The organism is Halomonas sp. 3H (assembly GCF_024206005.1).
GTDB classification, from domain to species: domain Bacteria; phylum Pseudomonadota; class Gammaproteobacteria; order Pseudomonadales; family Halomonadaceae; genus Halomonas; species Halomonas campaniensis.
Map to the genome: position 1 here is coordinate 1,138,187 of NZ_CP100360.1, position 16,811 is coordinate 1,154,997.

A 16,811-nucleotide genomic window follows, 5' to 3' on the forward strand; every position below is an offset into this window, starting at 1 on the left:
GCGTGTCCGTGCCGGAAGAATAGCGCGATATTGTGCCGCATGCCGGCGCCCAAGGCAAAGAAAGCCCTCGCTCAGCAGGTGATCATGCGCCGCCAGTGGCGGCCGTCGAGCATCTCCAGGGGCTGGAAGGCCTGCTTGTAGTTCATCTTGCGGCACTCGCGGATCCAGTAGCCCAGGTAGACGTGGGGCAGGCCGCGGCGGCGGCACTGCGCGACCAGGGTCAGCACCGCGAAGGTGCCCAGGGAGCGCCGATCGAGGGCCGGGTCGGGGTCGAAGAAGGTGTAGATGGCCGAGAGGCCGTGCTCGAGCTGGTCGAAGGCCGTCACCGCCACCAGCCGGCCCGCCAGGCGGAACTCCAGCAGCCGGGCATACTCCTGGTCGAGGGTCAGGAAGGTGCGGTACTGCTCGTGGCTCGGCGGATACATGTCGCCGTCGGCATGACGGGTGCGGATATAGCGGGCGTAGAGCGCATAGTGCTCGGGGTCGAAGATCGCCGGCCGCAGGTGCAGGGTCAGGTCGGCGTTGCGCCTTGCCAGGCGCCGCTGGCTGCGGTTCGGGGCGAAGTCGGCCACCGGGATGCGCACCGAGAGGCAGGCGCTGCAGCCCTCGCAGTGGGGGCGGTAGAGGTGTCGACCGCTGCGCCGGAAGCCGAGCAGCGCCAGGGCATCGTAGACCCCCTGGCCGGGTGACTCCTGGGGATCCAGGAACAGCGTGGTCGCCTCGCGCCCCTCCAGGTAGCTGCAGGGATGGGGCACGGTGAGGAAGAAGCGCAGGTCCCGTACGGGCTGTCGGGGGGCATTGCTGCTCACGGTGACTCTCTCGGTTCGAGTTGGCTCGCAACGGGGTGGGTGACGGCCGCGAATGACCAGCAGGCAGGCGTGAAACGGACGGTGCCGGGTTCCACCTCGGGCGCCTTGCCCAGCCACTTCTCAAGATAGCCGATGAAGGCGTCGCGGGCGATGTCCCGGGCCCCGAGGCTGGCCAGGTGGGCGGTGTGCATCTGGCAGTCGATCAGCCGGCCGCCCCCCGCCGCCATGGCCCCGGCCAGCCGCACCAGGGCGACCTTGGAGGCGTCCGGCTCGCGGGAGAACATCGACTCGCCGAAGAACACCGGCCCGAGCGCCACCCCGTAGAGTCCGCCTGCCAGCCGGTCCTCGCGCCAGACCTCGACCGAATGGGCGGCCCCCAGGGCGTGCAGCCGTCCGTAGGCCTCGCGCATCTCGTCGGTGATCCAGGTGCCCGGCTGGCCGTCACGCGGCCCCGCGCAGGCCTCGACCACCGCGTCGAAGGCGCGGTCGGCGGTGACCCGGAAGCCGGCGTTGCGGAGTCGCTTGGCCAGGCTACGGCGTACCCGCAGCGCCTCGGGGAACAGCACCATGCGCGGATCCGGGCTCCACCACAGGATCGGCTGGTCGTCGCTGTACCAGGGGAAGATGCCGCGGCGGTAGGCGGCCAGCAACCAGGCGGGGGAGAGGTCCCCGCCGGCGGCAAGCAGGCCGTCCGGGTCGCGCAGGGCGAGGGTCACCGGCGGGAACTGGATCGGGTGGTCGGCAAGCCAGGGCAGCATCGGGCGAGGCATCCATGCGGGCAAGGTGGCAGTGTGACGCCCGAGGCGATGGGGCTCAAGACGCCAGGCGCCACTGTGATGGTAAGCACTTGCTCGGTATGATTGGCGCGACGGAACCGGAAGACGCCACTTGAGGCGCAAGGGGGATGACCGCTTGAGTGTCAACAAGAAGTCCTCGCCGCGGCGAGTGAGCGCGGCGAATGCCAGGGAAACGGCGAAACGCTTCGGCCTGAGGCTGCAGGGCTCGGCACGCGAAGGCGTGGCGATCGTGCTACTGGCGGCCTGTGTCTTCCTGCTGCTGGCCCTGTTCAGCTTCCAGCCCGGCGACCCCGGCTGGTCCCGCAGCGGTCCGGAGACCGAGGTGGCCAACTGGATGGGCCCCGCGGGGGCCTGGCTGTCGGATGTCCTCTATTCGCTGTTCGGCGCCAGCGCCCTGTGGTGGCCGGGTATGCTGGGCTTCGCCGCCTGGCGGCTGCTGCGCGCCCGCCAGGTCCACCTGGAGTGGGATGCCACCGCCCTGGCGGTGCGCGGCGGCGGCCTGGTGCTGCTGCTGCTGGGCACCACGACGCTGGGGGCTCTGCACTTCTACCTGCCTCCCGGGGAGACGCCGCTGCCCTACTCCTCGGGAGGGATCCTCGGCGAGGGGCTGGTCGGTGCCCTGGTGCCGATGGTCGGCATCGGCGGCACCGGGCTGATGGCCCTGGCCGCGATGCTCTGCGGCTTCCCGCTGTTCACCGGGCTCTCGTGGTTCACGGTGATGGACGAGCTGGGCCACCGCGTATTGCGGCTGTGGGGCTGGATCGCCGAGCGCTTCGCCTTCTCGGCCGAGCGTCGCGCGGCGCCCTCTGCCGACGAGAGCGACGCCGACGAGACGCCCGATGAGCGGGCTGCCGCCGACCAGGGCCCCGCCGAGCCGGAGGAGCGCCCCGCCCGCTCGCGCTGGTGGCAGCGCCTGGTGCCCGGCCGTCGGGCGCCGGACCTGGCCTATGCCGGCGAGGGTCGCCGCGAGCCCGGTTTCGGCGACGATGGCGAGACCGAGATTCCCTGGGAGGTGCCCGAGCAGACGCCCTCGGCCAAGCAGCCCGAGGCCGCCTACACGGCGCGTCAGTCGGCTCCCCAGGGCGCCCCCACGCCGCCTCGTGCCACTGGGTTTGCTGCCGCGGGGGGCCGTGACGCCGGAAGGGCCGGCTCGGCTGCGCCGGCGGGGGCGGGCCTCGCCGCCGCGACGGCCGGCGCACCGCCGCCTGCCGCGGCCGGCGTCACCCCCGGCACGCCGTCGGGCCCGGCGGGTCGCGAGCCCTCGGTCTCCCCGGCCCGGGAAGAGCGGCGCATGCCGGAGGCGGTGCCCGAACCGATGCTCCCCGACGACGACGAGCCCGCCCCCGCCTGGAGCGGCCCCTCGCTGCGGGCCAGCCGCCACGAGTCGCCGGAGGCCGACGCGTCGACCGGCAACCCGCCTGGCGCCACGGCATTGCCCGAGCGGGCGGATGAGCCCGCCGAGGCGGCGCCCACCGCCCGCGCCTCCTCGGGCGCCTCGCCGCACCCGCTGCGGGAGGGCGGCCGGCGCGAGCCTGGCCTGGTGGACTGGCAGGAGGTCGACTGGGACGACGCGGCCGACGACGAGCCGCGGCTCGCCTGGGAGGAACCCGCCGCACCCGAGCCCGCCGGCGAGCCGCGGGACCCGCGCCAGGCGTCGTCGCCGGATACCGCCCCGCCACACCGGGACGCCGGCAAGGCCGCCCTGCTGCAGCCGCCGGAGCCGGAGGAGGCCCCGGGCGACGATGAGGCGGATGAACCCCGCGTCGCCACCGCCGAGCAGGCTCGCGAAGCCACCGAGGAGGAGGGGCTGCGCCTGTGGACCGTGGAGCACCTGCAGAACCAGCGTCCGGTGCTCGACGACATGCCCGAGCCTGATGGCGAACTGCCGAGCCTGCGGCTGCTTACCCCGCCGGAGCCCCAGAAGCAGAACTACTCGGTCGACCAGCTGGCCGAGATGGCCGAGCTGCTCGAGGTGCGGCTGCGCGAGTACGGGGTCAAGGCCGAGGTAGTGGACACCTGGCCGGGGCCGGTGATCACCCGCTTCGAGATCAAGCCCGCCGCCGGCGTGAAGGTCTCCAAGATCAGCAACCTGGCCAAGGACCTGGCGCGCTCGCTGATGGTCAAGAGCGTGCGGGTGGTGGAGGTGATTCCGGGCCGTCCCACGGTGGGCATCGAGATTCCCAACCCGCACCGGGCGATGATCCGCCTGCGCGAGGTGATCGACTCCGACCGCTACCAGCAGGAAGCCTCGGCGCTGACCCTGGCGCTGGGCCAGGACATCGGCGGCGGCCCGGTGGTGGCCAACCTCGGCAAGATGCCGCACCTGCTGGTGGCCGGCACCACCGGCTCGGGTAAGTCGGTAGGGGTCAACGCCATGCTGATCTCCATGCTGCTCAAGGCCACCCCCGACGAGCTGCGGTTGATCATGGTCGACCCCAAGATGCTCGAGCTCTCCGTCTATGACGGCATCCCGCACCTGCTGGCGCCGGTCGTCACCGACATGAAGGAGGCCGCCAACGCCCTGCGCTGGTGCGTGGCCGAGATGGAGCGGCGCTACAAGCTGATGGCCGCCATGGGGGTGCGCAACATCGCCGGCTTCAACGCCAAGCTCGACGAGGCCGAGCAGGCCGGCGCCCAGGTGGCCGACCCGCTGTGGGAGCCCCAACCCTGGGAGATGCACCAGACCCCGCCAGTGCTCGAGAAGCTGCCCTATATCGTGGTGGTGATCGACGAGTTTGCCGACATGTTCATGATCGTCGGCAAGAAGGTCGAGGAGCTCATCGCCCGCCTGGCCCAGAAGGCCCGGGCCGCCGGCATCCATCTGATACTCGCCACCCAGCGCCCCTCGGTGGACGTGGTCACCGGCCTGATCAAGGCCAACATCCCCACGCGGATGGCCTTCCAGGTCTCCTCGCGGATCGACTCGCGCACCATCCTCGACCAGGGGGGCGCCGAGAACCTGCTGGGCCACGGCGACATGCTCTACCTGCCGGCGGGCTCCGGCCTGCCGACCCGCGTCCACGGTGCCTTCGTCGACGACGACGAGGTGCACCGGGTGGTGGAGGACTGGAAGCGCCGCGGCGAGCCCGAGTACATCGAGGAGATCCTCTCCGGCGGCGTCTCCGCCGAGGCCCTCACCGGGCTGGAGGCCGAGGGCGGCGGTGACGGCGACGATGCCGAGCAGGATGCCCTCTACGACGAGGCGGTGCAGTTCGTGACCGACTCGCGCCGGGCCTCCATCTCGGCCGTGCAGCGTCGCTTCAAGATCGGCTACAACCGTGCCGCGCGCCTGGTCGAGGCCATGGAGATGGCCGGCGTGGTCTCCACCATGGGCACCAACGGGGCCCGCGAGGTGCTGGCGCCGCCGCCCCCGCGCGACTGAGCCCCGGGCGGCGGGGCCCCGCTCAACCATGCAGCAATGATGAAAGCGTCGGCGTGGCCGCAACCCGCCGACCTTCCGAAGGTCCGAGTGACAGGAATCCATGATGGACCCGTCCAGGGAGACAGAGACGATGACAGTGAAGAAGACCCTTGCCGCACTGGCCATGACCGTGGCGATGCCCCTCTCGGCCCTGGCCAGCGAGGGCGCCGAGCGGCTGACCCGCATGCTCGAGCCGCTGCAGACCTTCGAGGCCACCTTCGAGCAGCAGATCCTCGATGCCGGCGGCGAGCGCCTGCAGGAAGCCCAGGGCCGCATGTGGTTGTCGCGTCCGGGCAAGTTCCGCTGGGAGGTCGATGCGCCTTACCAGCAGGAGGTGATCTCCGACGGCGAGGAGGTCATCCTGCACGACCCCGACCTGGAGCAGGTCACCATCCAGGCGCTGGACCAGCGGGTGACCCATACCCCGGCCCTGCTGCTCTCCGGCAGCGCCGGCGATCTCACCGATAGCTATGACGTCTCCCGTCAGCAGCAGGGCAGCGCCGAGACCTTCACCCTGGTGCCGAAGTCGGCCGACACCCTCTTCGAGGAGCTGAAGATGACCTTCCGCGGCGAGGCGCTGGCCACCCTGCAGATGACCGACAGCACCGGACAGCGCACCGCCATCGAGTTCCGTGACGCGCGGGTGAACGAGGCCATCGACGACAGCCGCTTCACCTTCGAGATCCCCGACGGGACCGACGTGATCCGCGATACACACTGACTGCGCCGAGCTACCAGCGCCTAGCGCCCAGCCGCTCGCTGACGGGCGGCAGGTGTCGAGGAAGGCAGCGAGAACGAGAAACCCCGTCGGAGTTGAATCCGGCGGGGTTTTTTATCGACACATCACACGAAGCCAGCCAGCATCCTGCGGCACTCGGCACTCGGCACTCGGCACTCGGCACTCGGCACTCGGCGCTCGGCGCTAGGCCTCGCCTTCGTCCGCCTCGGCGTCGAGCTGCTCCCGCCAGGCCATCAGCTGGCCGTAGCGCTTTTCCTGGCCATATGCCGTGGGCGTGTAGAAACGCTGGCGCGGGATCTCGTCGGGCCAGCAGTCGTGGGCGCTGCCGGCGGGGTAGCCATGTGGCTCGCGGTGGGCGTAGCGGTACCCCTCGCCGTGGCCCAGGGACTCCATCAGCCTCGTCGGGGCGTTGCGCAGGTAGCTGGGGACCTCGAGCTGCGGCTGGCCGGCCACGAAGGCCTTGGCCTGCTTCCAGGCCTGGTCGATGGCGTTGCTCTTGGGGGCCACTGCCAGGTGGATGGCGGCGTGGGCGATGGCCCGCTGGCCCTCGTGGTCGCCCAGGCGCAGGTACGCATCCCAGGCGGCCATCACCAGCGGCAGGGCGCGCGGGTCGGCGTTGCCCACGTCCTCCGAGGCGATGGCGGCCAGGCGGCGGATCACGTCCAGCGGGTCGCCGCCGCCCTGCAGGAAGCGGGCGATGTAGAGCAGGGCGGCATCGGGGCGCGAGGAGCGCACCGACTTGTGGATCGCCGAGAGCAGGTCGTAGTAGTGGTCCCCCTGCTTGTCGAAGGCGCTGGCCTGGTGCCCCAGCACGTCCTCCAGCGCCTCCCGGGGGAGGTGTTCGCCCTGTCCGTCGTCGACGGCGAAATCGCAGGCGGTCTCCAGCAGGCCCAGGGCGCGTCGGGCATCGCCGGCGGCGGCACGGGCCAGCAGGGCCAGCACCTCGTCGTCGACCCGTAGCCGGCGCCGGCCCAGGCCGCGCTCCTCGTCGCCCAGGGCCCGGCGCATCACCTCCACCAGCTCCGCCTCGCCGAGCGACTTCAGCACGTGCACCCGGGCGCGGGAGAGCAGCGCCGAATTGACCTCGAAGGAGGGGTTCTCGGTGGTGGCGCCGATCAGCGTCAGCAGCCCCGACTCCACGTGGGGCAGCAGGGCGTCCTGCTGGCTCTTGTTGAGGCGGTGGATCTCGTCGAGGAACAGCAGCGTCGCCTGGCCCCGAGCCTGGCGGGCGCGGGCCCGCTCCACCGCGGCACGGATCTCCTTCACGCCGGCCATCACCGCCGAGAGGTGCTCCAGCTCGGCGCCGGACTCGGCGGCGAGGATCTCGGCGAGGGTCGTCTTGCCGGTACCGGGGGGGCCCCACAGGATCATCGAGCGGACCACCCCGGTCTCGGCCATGCGCGCCAGCGGCTTGCCGGGGCCGACCAGCGCCTGCTGGCCCACGTAGTCCGCCAGCCGCCGGGGGCGCATGCGCCAGGCGAGCGGGGCGGCCTCGTCGGTACCCGATGCAAAGAGGTCCATCAGCTACTCCTTACGTTGACGTGGGGCGGGGCATGAAGGCGGTCCGGCTGCTAGAGTGTCTGGGTATCGTCGGCGAGGCCTCCCGGACGGCTCGTGTGATGAACCCTGTCCATGATCGCGCATCCAACGAAGGGTGCCTTCTCCCTTGTCACTACACAGGAGGGCCTGACATGCCCATGCTGACCCAACTGCGTCGGGATCATGCCAATATGGCTCGCATGTTGCACGTTCTGCAGCTCAAGCAGAAGACGCTGGCGACCGGCGAGCGTCCCAACTTCCAGCTGGTGCGTGAGGTCGTCGACTATATCCTCGACTACATGGAAGGGTTCACCCTGCCCCTGGAGCGGCTCTTCAGCGAGCGCCTGCAGGAAGTGGCACCGGAGAGTGCCGAGCTGACCGAACGGCTGGCCACCGACTACCGCGCCGTCAAGTCGCGCCTGTCCCGGCTCTCCAACGACCTGGACATGATCCTGATGGATGCCGTGGTGCCCATGGACCGGTTTGCCGATGACCTCAAGGCCTATCTCGATGCCCACCTGGCCTACCTGCGAGATGAACGGGAGCTGCTCTTCCCGCTGATCCGCGAGCACTTCACCGAGTCCGACCTGGACCGCCTCGCCGAGGCCCTTCCGGAGGGTGCCACGGCGGAGCTCGAGCGGCTGCAGGAGGCCTACCCCGAGCTCTATGCCGAGCTGCGCGAGGCCCCCGAGATCGCCTGACCCGGCCGGGGCGACGGCGCCTGCCGTGAGAGCGGGCGCCACCGGCTGCGGGTGGCGGCCCGGCTGAGGTAGAATGGCGCCATGTCCAGCCGGGGCCTCACGATGTCCACCAGCCGTCTCTCTCCCATGCCGCCGCCGTCGACGCCTTTCGACCCTCCCGTGGTTGCGCGAGAGGGGAGAGACGCGCCGTGACGGCGGGGCCCATCCTGGTATTCGACTCCGGCGTCGGCGGCCTCTCGGTGGTCTCGGCGCTGCGCGAGCGGCTGCCCCGCGCGGCGCTCGCCTATGCCTGCGACAACGCCATGCTGCCCTACGGCCTGCGCGAGGATGACTGGCTGGTCGCTCGCATCCTGGCGGTCTGCGAGGCGGCCGCGGTCGCGAGCCGCTGCAGCGCCCTGGTGGTGGCCTGCAACACCGCCAGCACCCTGGCCCTGGATGCCCTGCGTGAGCGCCTGACGGTGCCCGTGATCGGCACGGTGCCGGCCATCAAGCCCGCGGCGGCGCACAGCCGCAGTCGCCATATCGGCCTGCTGGCCACCAGCGCCACCGTGGCGCGCCCCTACACCCTGCGGCTGATCGAGACCTTCGCCGCCGACTGTCGCGTGACCCGCGTCGCCGCCGATGCCCTGGTGCGCGAGGCGGAGCGCTGGCTGGCCGGCGAGCCCCTGGATCGCGAGGTGATCCGCCGTGCCCTGGCGCCGCTGTGGGTCGACCCCGAGCTGGACACCGTGGTGCTCGGCTGCACCCACTTCCCGCTGCTGCGGGAGGTGCTGGCCGAACTCGCGCCCCGGCCGGTCGCCTGGATCGACTCCAGCGAGGCCATCGCCCGGCGTACCGCCCAGGTGGTGTCCGGTGTGGCGCCGCGGGAGGGCCCCGGCCCCAGCTTCGTCACCGCCCCGGACCCCCGGCTGATCCCCGGCCTGGCGGCCTTCGGCTTCGCCGAGCCCTGCCTGCTGCCCCTCGACTGAGCGTGCCGGTGTCCCGCTCGCTCCCTGCCCACTCATTCCCACTACCCGGAGGAGACTCCTTGGCCATTCCCGTCGTCGACCCCGCCCGCTATGACGAGCAGCTCGAGGCGAAGCGCGAGCGCATCACCCGCGAATTCGCGCGCTTCGCCCCACCGCCGCTCGAGGTCTACCCCTCGCCGCCGAGCCACTACCGGCAGCGCTGCGAGTTCCGCATCTGGCACCAGGGCGATGACCTCTTCTATGCGATGTTTGAAATACAAGAGTCCGAGGGGGATCCCGGGGACCCGAAGAAAAAGCAGAAGACGGTGGTGCGCCTGGACGACTATCCGGTCGCCAGCCGGCGCATCAACGCGCTGATGCCGGCGCTGCTCGACGCCATCCGTGACGTGCCGCTGCTGCGGCGCAAGCTCTTCCAGGTGGAGTTCCTCACCACCCTCTCGGGCGAGGCGCTGATCACCCTGATCTACCATCGCCCGCTGGACGAGGCCTGGGAGGCCGAGGCGCGCCTGCTCCAGGAGCGCCTGGGGGCGATGATCATCGGCCGCTCGCGCAAGCAGCGCCTGGTGCTGGCCCGTGACCACGTCTGGGAGCGCCTGGAGGTCGACGGTCGCCCGTTCGTCTACCAGCAGGTGGAGAACAGTTTCGCCCAGCCCAATGCCGAGATCTGCCGCTCGATGCTCGCCTGGGCCCGGGAGGTGACCCGCGGCAGCCAGGCGGGCGACCTGGTGGAGCTCTACTGCGGCAACGGCAACTTCACCATCGCCCTGGCCGAGAACTTCCGCCGGGTGATGGCCACCGAGATCTCGCGCACCGCCGTGGCAAGCGCGAGGGAGAATCTGGCCGCCAACGGCATCGACAACGCGGTGGTCGGGCGCATGTCCGCCGAGGAGTTCGCCGCGGCCCTCAAGGGCGAGAAGGGCGGCCGCCGGGTGGCGGAGTGGGCCCTGGACGACTATGACTTCACCACCGTGCTGGTGGACCCGCCTCGGGCCGGGCTGGACGAGGCCAGCTGCCGCCAGCTCAGCGGCTATTCGCGCATCGTCTATATTTCATGCAACCCGGAGACACTGGCGGACAACCTCGAGACCCTGACCGAGACCCACGAGATCACCCGTTTCGCGCTGTTCGACCAGTTCCCCTGGACCCACCACTGCGAGTGCGGCGTGCTGCTGGAGCGGCGTAGCTGACCTCGGCCCTGTCGAGGGCTGTCAAGCGGCGACGCGCTCGCGACGATGCATAAGCGACATGCTCCATGAGCAAGTCGGCAACTCGGTGGGGCGGGGTCGGGGAGTGGCGTAAGCTGGCAGGCAGGGTGGCCGACTCGGCCGCCGTGTCGAAGACTTCCGGCCGCCGTCGCGGCCCAGGGCACGAGGTGATGGATGCAGCACGTTGCGAACGATGACGCCAGACAGGATTTTCTCAAGCAGCTGGCCGAGAGGCTGGGCAGCCGCCTGGACAGGGACAAGGCCGCCGAGGTTGAGGCCTTCGCGCGCTACTTCTACGCCTCGGTGCCCTTCGACGACCTGGAGGACCGGCGCCTCGACGACCTCTACGGGGCGACGCTCTCGGTCTGGCACTTCCTCCAGGAGTTCGACCCGGCCCACCCCAAGGTGCGCGTCTTCAACCCCGACTTCGAGGAGCACGGCTGGCAGTCGCCCCATACCTTCGTGGCGGTGCTGCACGAGGACATGCCCTTCCTGGTCGACTCGGTGCGTATCGAGCTCAATCGTCGTGGCATCACCGTGCACGCCATCCACAACGCGGTGCTCGCCACGGAGCGCGACGGCAAGCATCGGCTCAAGCGGGTCGCCTCGCCCCGGGATGCCAAGGCCCCCGAGGCCCGCGAGTCGCTGATCGTCATCGAGATCGACCGCCACTCGGATGTCGCCGTGCTGCAGGATATCCAGACCAGTCTGCACGACGTGCTGGTCGATGTGCGCACCGCGGTGGCCGACTTCGAGCCCATGCGTGCCAAGGTGGAGGAGGCGCTGGTCGAGCTCCGCGCCGGCTGCCCGCCCCAGACCGACCCCGACGACCACCGGGAGGCCATCGCCTTCCTCGAGTGGCTGCTCCACGACAACTTCACCTTCCTCGGCTATGACGCCTACGAGGTCGGACAGAAGCGCGGTCAGCAGCAGCTGGACAAGGCCAAGGGCAGCGAGCTGGGGGTCTTCCGCCTCGACCAGCCGCGCTACCGCGAGCGGATCCGCACCGAGCTCGGCATCGAGGAGGGCCGGTTCGTGCTGGTGCCCGAGCTGCTGTCGTTCGCCAAGAGCGCCCACCATGCCCGGGTGCATCGCCCCACCTACCCCGACTACATCTCCATCGACCGCTACGACGAGCAGGGAAACCTGGTCGGCGAGCACCGCTTCCTGGGCCTGTTCACCGCCACCGTCTACAACGAGTCGCCGCGCAACGTGCCGATCCTGCGCCGCAAGCTCAAGACGGTGATGGAGATCGCCGGGTTCAACCCCAAGGGGCACAACGGCAAGCAGCTGCTGCAGATCCTCGAGGTCTATCCCCGCGACGACCTCTTCCAGATCGATACCCGGGAGCTGGCGCAGACCGCGCTGGGCATCCTGAGCATCCGCGAGCGACGCCGGGTCCGGCTGTTCATCCGCGAGGACCGCCCCGGACGCTTCTACTCCTGCCTGGCCTTCGTGCCGCGCGATGTCTTCTCCACCGAGCTGCGCCTGCGTATCCAGGCGCTGCTCTGCGAGGAGCTGGGCGCCTCCTTCGGCGACTTCAACACCTACCTCTCGGAGTCGGTGCTGGCGCGCATCCAGTTCATCCTGCGCTTCGAGGGCGACCGGCCGGCCGAGTACGACATCAAGCGCCTGGAGGCCAAGGTCGCCCAGCTGGCCCGCAACTGGCGCGACGACCTGCAGGCCGCCAGCATCGAGGGCTTCGGCGAGGAGCAGGCCAATCGCCTGATGGACCGCTTCCGCGACGCCTTCCCGGCCAGCTACCGCGAGGACTTCAACGCGCGCACCGCGGTCTATGACCTGCAGCACATCGGCGAGCTGGACGAGGGGGCACCGCTGGCGCTGTCGCTCTACCGGCTGGTCGAGGAGGAGGGCAGCGGGGTCAACCTCAAGCTGTTCCATCGCGAGGTCCCCATCCCCCTCTCCGACGTGCTGCCGATGATGGAGAACCTGGGCCTGCGGGTGATCGGCGAGCGCCCCTACGAGATCGAGGCCACCGATACCCGCTACTGGATCCACGACTTCGACCTGGAGCACCACACCAGCACCGAGGTCAACCTCCAGGAGATGCGCGAGCCCTTCATCGAGGCCTTCCAGCGCATCTGGGCCGGGGAGGCGGACAACGACGCCTTCAACCGGCTGATCATCGGCGCCAACCTGGACTGGCGCGAGGTGGCGATGCTGCGCGGCTATGCCCGCTACCTGAAGCAGATCCGCTTCGGCGTCTCCCAGGAGTACATGGCCAACGCCCTGGCCAGCTACCCGGAGATCACCCGCGAGCTGGTGACCCTGTTCGAGCTGCGCTTCGATCCCGAGGAGCGCCCCGCCGAAGGGGAGATCGACGACTGCCTGGCGCGCATCCAGCACCTGCTCGATGACGTGGCCAGCCTCAACGATGACCAGCTACTGCGCCGCTACATGGAGCTGATCCAGGCCACCTTGCGCACCAACTACTACCAGCGGCGCGAGGATGGTCAGCCCAAGGACTACATCGCCTTCAAGCTGGAGCCCTCGAAGGTCACCGGGATGCCCAAGCCGCGCCCGGCCTTCGAGATCTTCGTCTGCTCGCCCCGCGTCGAGGGCGTGCACCTGCGCGGCGGCAAGGTGGCCCGCGGCGGGCTGCGCTGGTCCGACCGCTTCGAGGACTACCGCACCGAGGTGCTCGGCCTGGTCAAGGCCCAGCAGGTGAAGAACTCGGTGATCGTGCCGGTGGGCGCCAAGGGGGGCTTCGTCTGCAAGCGCCTGCCCGAGGGCGACCGCGAGGCCTTCCAGCGCGAGGGAATCGAGTGCTACAAGACCTTCATCCGCGCGCTGCTCGACGTCACCGACAACCTCAAGGGAGGCGAGGTGGTGCCGCCCCGCGAGGTGGTGCGCCACGACGAAAATGACCCCTACCTGGTGGTGGCGGCCGACAAGGGCACCGCCACCTTCTCCGACATCGCCAACGAGATCTCCGCGGAGTATGGCCACTGGCTGGGCGACGCCTTCGCCTCCGGCGGGGCCAACGGCTATGACCACAAGAAGATGGGCATCACCGCCAAGGGCGCCTGGGAGTCGGTCAAGCGCCACTTCCGCAATCTGGGGGTGAACACCCAGCAGGACGAGTTCACCGTGGTGGGCATCGGCGACATGGGCGGCGACGTGTTCGGCAACGGCATGCTGCTGTCGGACCGGATCCGCCTGGTGGGGGCCTTCAACCACCTGCACATCTTCGTCGACCCCACGCCGGATGCCGCGGCCACCTTTGCCGAGCGCAAGCGGCTGTTCGAGATGCCGCGCTCCAGCTGGGAGGACTTCGACGCCTCGCTGATCTCCGAGGGCGGCGGGGTGTTCAAGCGCAGCGCCAAGTCGATTCCCATCTCCAGGCCGATGAAGGCCGCCTTCGGCATCAAGGAGGACAAGCTCTCGCCCAGCGAGCTGATCCAGGCGATGCTCAGGTCCCACGTCGACCTGATCTGGAACGGCGGCATCGGCACCTACGTCAAGGGCAGCGAGGAGAGCGATGCCCAGGTGGGTGACAAGGCCAACGATGCGCTGCGCATCAACGGTTGCGAGCTTAACTGCAAGGTGGTCGGCGAGGGCGGCAACCTGGGCCTGACCCAGCGCGGCCGCATGGAGGCCGCCGCCCGGGGCGTGCGGGTCAATACCGACTTCATCGACAACGCCGGCGGGGTCAACTGCTCCGACCACGAGGTCAACATCAAGATCCTCATCGACGAGGTGGTCGAGCGCGGCGACATGACCCTGAAGCAGCGCAACCAGCTGCTGGCCGACATGACCGGCGAGGTCTCCGACCTGGTGCTGCTCGACAACTACCGCCAGACCCAGGCGCTGGACCTCTCGGAGCTGCTCTCCCGCCAGGGTGTCGGCCCCTATCGTCGCTTCATCAGCGAGCTGGAGGCCCAGGGCCAGCTGGACCGCGAGCTGGAGTTCCTGCCCGCCGACGAGGTGCTCGAGGAGCGCGCCGCCAACCAGCAGGGCATGCTGCTGCCGGAGCTCTCGGTGCTGATCTCCTATGCCAAGAGCGTGCTCAAGGGCGACCTGATCGCCTCCGAGGTGCCCGACGACCCGACCATCGCCCGCTACGTGGAGCGCATCTTCCCGAAGGCGCTGGTGGAGCGCTACCGCGACGAGATGTACGAGCACCGGCTGAAGCGCGAGATCGTCGCCACCCAGGTGGCCAACGACCTGGTCGACCACATGGGCATCGTCTTCGTGCGGCGGCTGATCGACTCCACCGGGGCTGGACGGGCCGACATCGCCCGGGCCTACGTGATCGCCCGGGAGGTGTTCCAGCTCGGCACCCTGTGGCAGCAGATCGAGGCCCTCGACAACCGGGTGGCGAGTGCGGTCCAGTACGACATGATGCTCGACCTGATGCGGCTGATCCGCCGGGCCACCCGCTGGTTCCTGCGCAGCCGCACCGGCATGAGCACCCAGGAGACCATCGACTACTTCGCCCCGCGTCTCGCCCCGCTGCAAGAGAGCATCGGCAAGCGCCTGCGCGGCGAGGAGCTCGAGGCCTGGGAGGCCCGCCGTGGCGAGCTGGTCGAGGCCGGCGTGCCCGAGGGGCTGGCCGCGATCGTGGCGGCAGCAGGCAGCCTCTACGCGGCACTGGGCATCATCCAGGCGGCCCGCCAGGCCGATGAGAAGCCCCAGAAAGTCGCCGAGGTGTTCTACGAGATCGGCGCTCGCCTGGAGCTGCCCTGGATGAGCCGTCAGATCACCGAACTCAGGGTGCGTGACAGCTGGCAGGCCCAGGCCAGGGAGACCTTCCGCGACGACATCGACCGCCAGCAGCTGGCGCTCACCGTCAGCGTGCTGCAGATGGAGGGCGGGCCCCGCGAGGCCACCGAGCGGGTCGACCAGTGGCTGACCCTGCATGGCAGCATGCACAGCCGCTGGTGCCGGCTGCTAGAGCAGGTGGGCAGCGGCAGCCAGGGAGGCTTCCCGCTGTTCGCGGTGGCCGTGCGCGAACTGGTCGACCTGGCCGAGAGCAGCCGCGAGACCTGATGCCCTCAGGGCCATCCTGCACGACGAACCCCGCCCAATGGCGGGGTTCGTCGTCTGCGGCGGGGCCTCGGCGGGTCAGGGCAGGCGATGGCTCACCGGTTCTGGCTCACAGCAGGAACAGGGTGGCCAGGCCCAGGAAGGCCATGAAGCCCACCACGTCGGTGACGGTGGTCAGCACCACCGACCCGGAGAGGGCCGGGTCGATGCCGGCCCGCTTGAGCAGCAGCGGGATCACGATGCCGGCAACGCCGGCGGCCAGCATGTTGATCACCAGCGCGGCGGCGATGATGACGCCGATGGCCACGCTGCCGAACCAGACTACCGCAAGCACCGCCACCACCAGCGACCAGACCAGGCCGTTGAGCGCGGCGATGCCCACCTCCTTGCGCAGCAGCCAGGTGCTGTTGGTGCGGCTGATCTGCCCCAGCGCCAGGCCGCGGATGGCCAGGGTCAGGGTCTGGCTGCCGGCGATGCCGCCCATGCTGGCGACGATGGGCATCAGCACCGCCAGGGCGACGATCTTGTCCAGGGCGTCCTCGAAGCGGCCGATCACCCAGGCGGCCAGGAAGGCGGTGAGCAGGTTGATCCCGAGCCATACCGCCCGGCGCTTGGCGCTGGGCAGGACGGGGGCGAAGAGGTCCTCCTCCTCGTCCAGGCCCGCCATGTTCATCAGCGCCTGGTCGGAGTCCTCGCGGATCACGTCGACGATGTCGTCGATGACGATGCGCCCGAGCAGCAGCCCGGTCTCGTCGACCACCGGGGCGGAGACCAGGTCGTGGGTCTGGAACAGCGTGGCCACGTCCCGGGACTTCATGTCGACCCGGATGCTGTCCACCTCGCGGTCCATCAGGTCGGCGACGGCCATCTCCGGGTCGTGGCTGACCAGGCGCGCCAGCGAGAGCACCCCGGCGAAGCGGCCGTCGCGGTCCACCACCATCAGCAGGTGGGTGTTGTCCGGCACGGACTCCTTCCAGCGCAGGAAGCGTCGCACCGTCTCCAGGCTGACATCGGCGCGCACGGCGATGGTGTCCATGCGCATCAGGCGGCCGGCGCTGTCCTCCTCGAAGGAGAGCGTCTCCTCCAGGCGGGTGCGCTGCAGCGCGTCCATGGAGCGCAGCATGTCCTCGGCCACCTGCTGGGGCAGGTCCTCGAAGATCTCCGCCAGGTCGGTGGTGTCCAGTGCGGCCGCCGCGGCCACGATCTCCTCGTGGTCCATGTCGTCGAGCAGGGTGCTGCGCACCTCATCATGCACGTGCAGCAGCACCTCGCCGTCGACCTCCGTGGGCACGCGCTGCCACAGCTGGACCCGGGCCGCGGGGGGCAGCGACTCGAGCAGCAGGGCGATCTCGGCGGGCTCCAGGTCGGCGATGACGGCGTCGACATCGGCCAGCTGCTCGTTCTCCAGCGCCAGGTGGATGCGCGACAGGCGGTGTTCCAGTGTCTCGGTGGTGTCGGCCATGGCCTGCTCCCTGGCTGGGGCGCATCGCGGCGCCGGCGCCGCGATGCCTCCTGTGATGGAATCGAGGCAGACAGTAGACCACAAAACCCCGGGATGGCGCCGCCTCGCTCGCGTCGTCACCCGGGCCTGGCGCTGCTATAATCCGCCCGCCCCGATGCCG

The 16,811-nt window shown here is 70.0% G+C and carries 10 protein-coding genes; 6 read left to right on the forward strand and 4 right to left on the reverse strand.

The genetic code is table 11. The features are described 5' to 3' along the window. Positions 1–71: 71 nt before the first annotated feature. Entirely contained in the window at positions 72–809 is a 738-nt protein-coding gene (locus tag NFC98_RS05415) for an arginyltransferase (protein WP_254277105.1), read from the reverse strand. Beyond that, on the reverse strand, positions 806–1,567 hold the full coding sequence (gene aat / locus NFC98_RS05420) for a leucyl/phenylalanyl-tRNA--protein transferase (RefSeq protein ID WP_254277106.1): 762 nt from the start codon (positions 1,565–1,567) through the stop codon (positions 806–808). The genes NFC98_RS05415 and aat overlap by 4 nt, the downstream gene beginning before the upstream one ends. Positions 1,568–1,721: 154 nt before the next feature. Here aat and NFC98_RS05425 point away from each other — a divergent pair, with 154 nt between their 5' ends. Together NFC98_RS05425 and lolA are read left to right on the forward strand one after the other, a co-directional pair. Continuing rightward, a complete protein-coding gene (locus NFC98_RS05425; protein WP_302055096.1) occupies positions 1,722–4,988 on the forward strand; it encodes a DNA translocase FtsK in 3,267 nt (1,088 codons plus the stop codon). 130 nt (positions 4,989–5,118) lie between these two features. Further along, the gene (lolA, locus tag NFC98_RS05430) at positions 5,119–5,748 is read left to right on the forward strand and encodes an outer membrane lipoprotein chaperone LolA (RefSeq protein WP_254277107.1); all 630 of its coding nucleotides are present in this window, start codon (positions 5,119–5,121) and stop codon (positions 5,746–5,748) included. Between the two features lie 201 nt (positions 5,749–5,949). Here lolA and NFC98_RS05435 read toward each other — a convergent pair whose 3' ends face one another. After that, positions 5,950–7,287: a replication-associated recombination protein A gene (locus tag NFC98_RS05435; protein ID WP_254277108.1), complete on the reverse strand. Its 1,338-nt coding sequence runs from the start codon at positions 7,285–7,287 to the stop codon at positions 5,950–5,952. Positions 7,288–7,463: 176 nt separating this feature from the next. On the opposite strand from NFC98_RS05435, the gene NFC98_RS05440 reads away from it, so the two are divergent. From NFC98_RS05440 to NFC98_RS05455, 4 genes are all read left to right on the forward strand, one after another. Beyond that, on the forward strand, positions 7,464–8,006 hold the full coding sequence (locus NFC98_RS05440) for a hemerythrin domain-containing protein (RefSeq protein WP_254277786.1): 543 nt from the start codon (positions 7,464–7,466) through the stop codon (positions 8,004–8,006). 188 nt (positions 8,007–8,194) lie between these two features. After that, a complete protein-coding gene (murI, locus tag NFC98_RS05445; protein WP_254277109.1) occupies positions 8,195–8,974 on the forward strand; it encodes a glutamate racemase in 780 nt (259 codons plus the stop codon). A gap of 59 nt (positions 8,975–9,033) precedes the next feature. Further along, entirely contained in the window at positions 9,034–10,161 is a 1,128-nt protein-coding gene (trmA, locus tag NFC98_RS05450; protein WP_254277110.1) for a tRNA (uridine(54)-C5)-methyltransferase TrmA, read from the forward strand. Positions 10,162–10,353: 192 nt separating this feature from the next. Continuing rightward, positions 10,354–15,192 carry an NAD-glutamate dehydrogenase gene (locus tag NFC98_RS05455; RefSeq protein ID WP_254277111.1) on the forward strand — a complete coding sequence of 1,613 codons (4,839 nt, stop codon included), beginning with the start codon at positions 10,354–10,356 and terminating at the stop codon, positions 15,190–15,192. Between the two features lie 106 nt (positions 15,193–15,298). Here NFC98_RS05455 and mgtE read toward each other — a convergent pair whose 3' ends face one another. Continuing rightward, on the reverse strand, positions 15,299–16,651 hold the full coding sequence (mgtE, locus tag NFC98_RS05460) for a magnesium transporter (RefSeq protein WP_254277112.1): 1,353 nt from the start codon (positions 16,649–16,651) through the stop codon (positions 15,299–15,301). Between the last annotated feature and the right edge of the window lie 160 nt (positions 16,652–16,811).

Bases quoted from the DNA above. Each gene is read 5' to 3' on its own strand.
- lolA (WP_254277107.1), top strand. From the start codon at position 5,119: ATGACAGTGAAGAAGACCCTTGCCGCACTGGCCATGACCGTGGCGATG.
- NFC98_RS05455 (WP_254277111.1), top strand. From the start codon at position 10,354: ATGCAGCACGTTGCGAACGATGACGCCAGACAGGATTTTCTCAAGCAG.
- NFC98_RS05435 (WP_254277108.1), bottom strand. From the start codon at position 7,287: ATGGACCTCTTTGCATCGGGTACCGACGAGGCCGCCCCGCTCGCCTGG.
- mgtE (WP_254277112.1), bottom strand. From the start codon at position 16,651: ATGGCCGACACCACCGAGACACTGGAACACCGCCTGTCGCGCATCCAC.
- aat (WP_254277106.1), bottom strand. From the start codon at position 1,567: ATGCTGCCCTGGCTTGCCGACCACCCGATCCAGTTCCCGCCGGTGACC.
- NFC98_RS05440 (WP_254277786.1), top strand. From the start codon at position 7,464: ATGCTGACCCAACTGCGTCGGGATCATGCCAATATGGCTCGCATGTTG.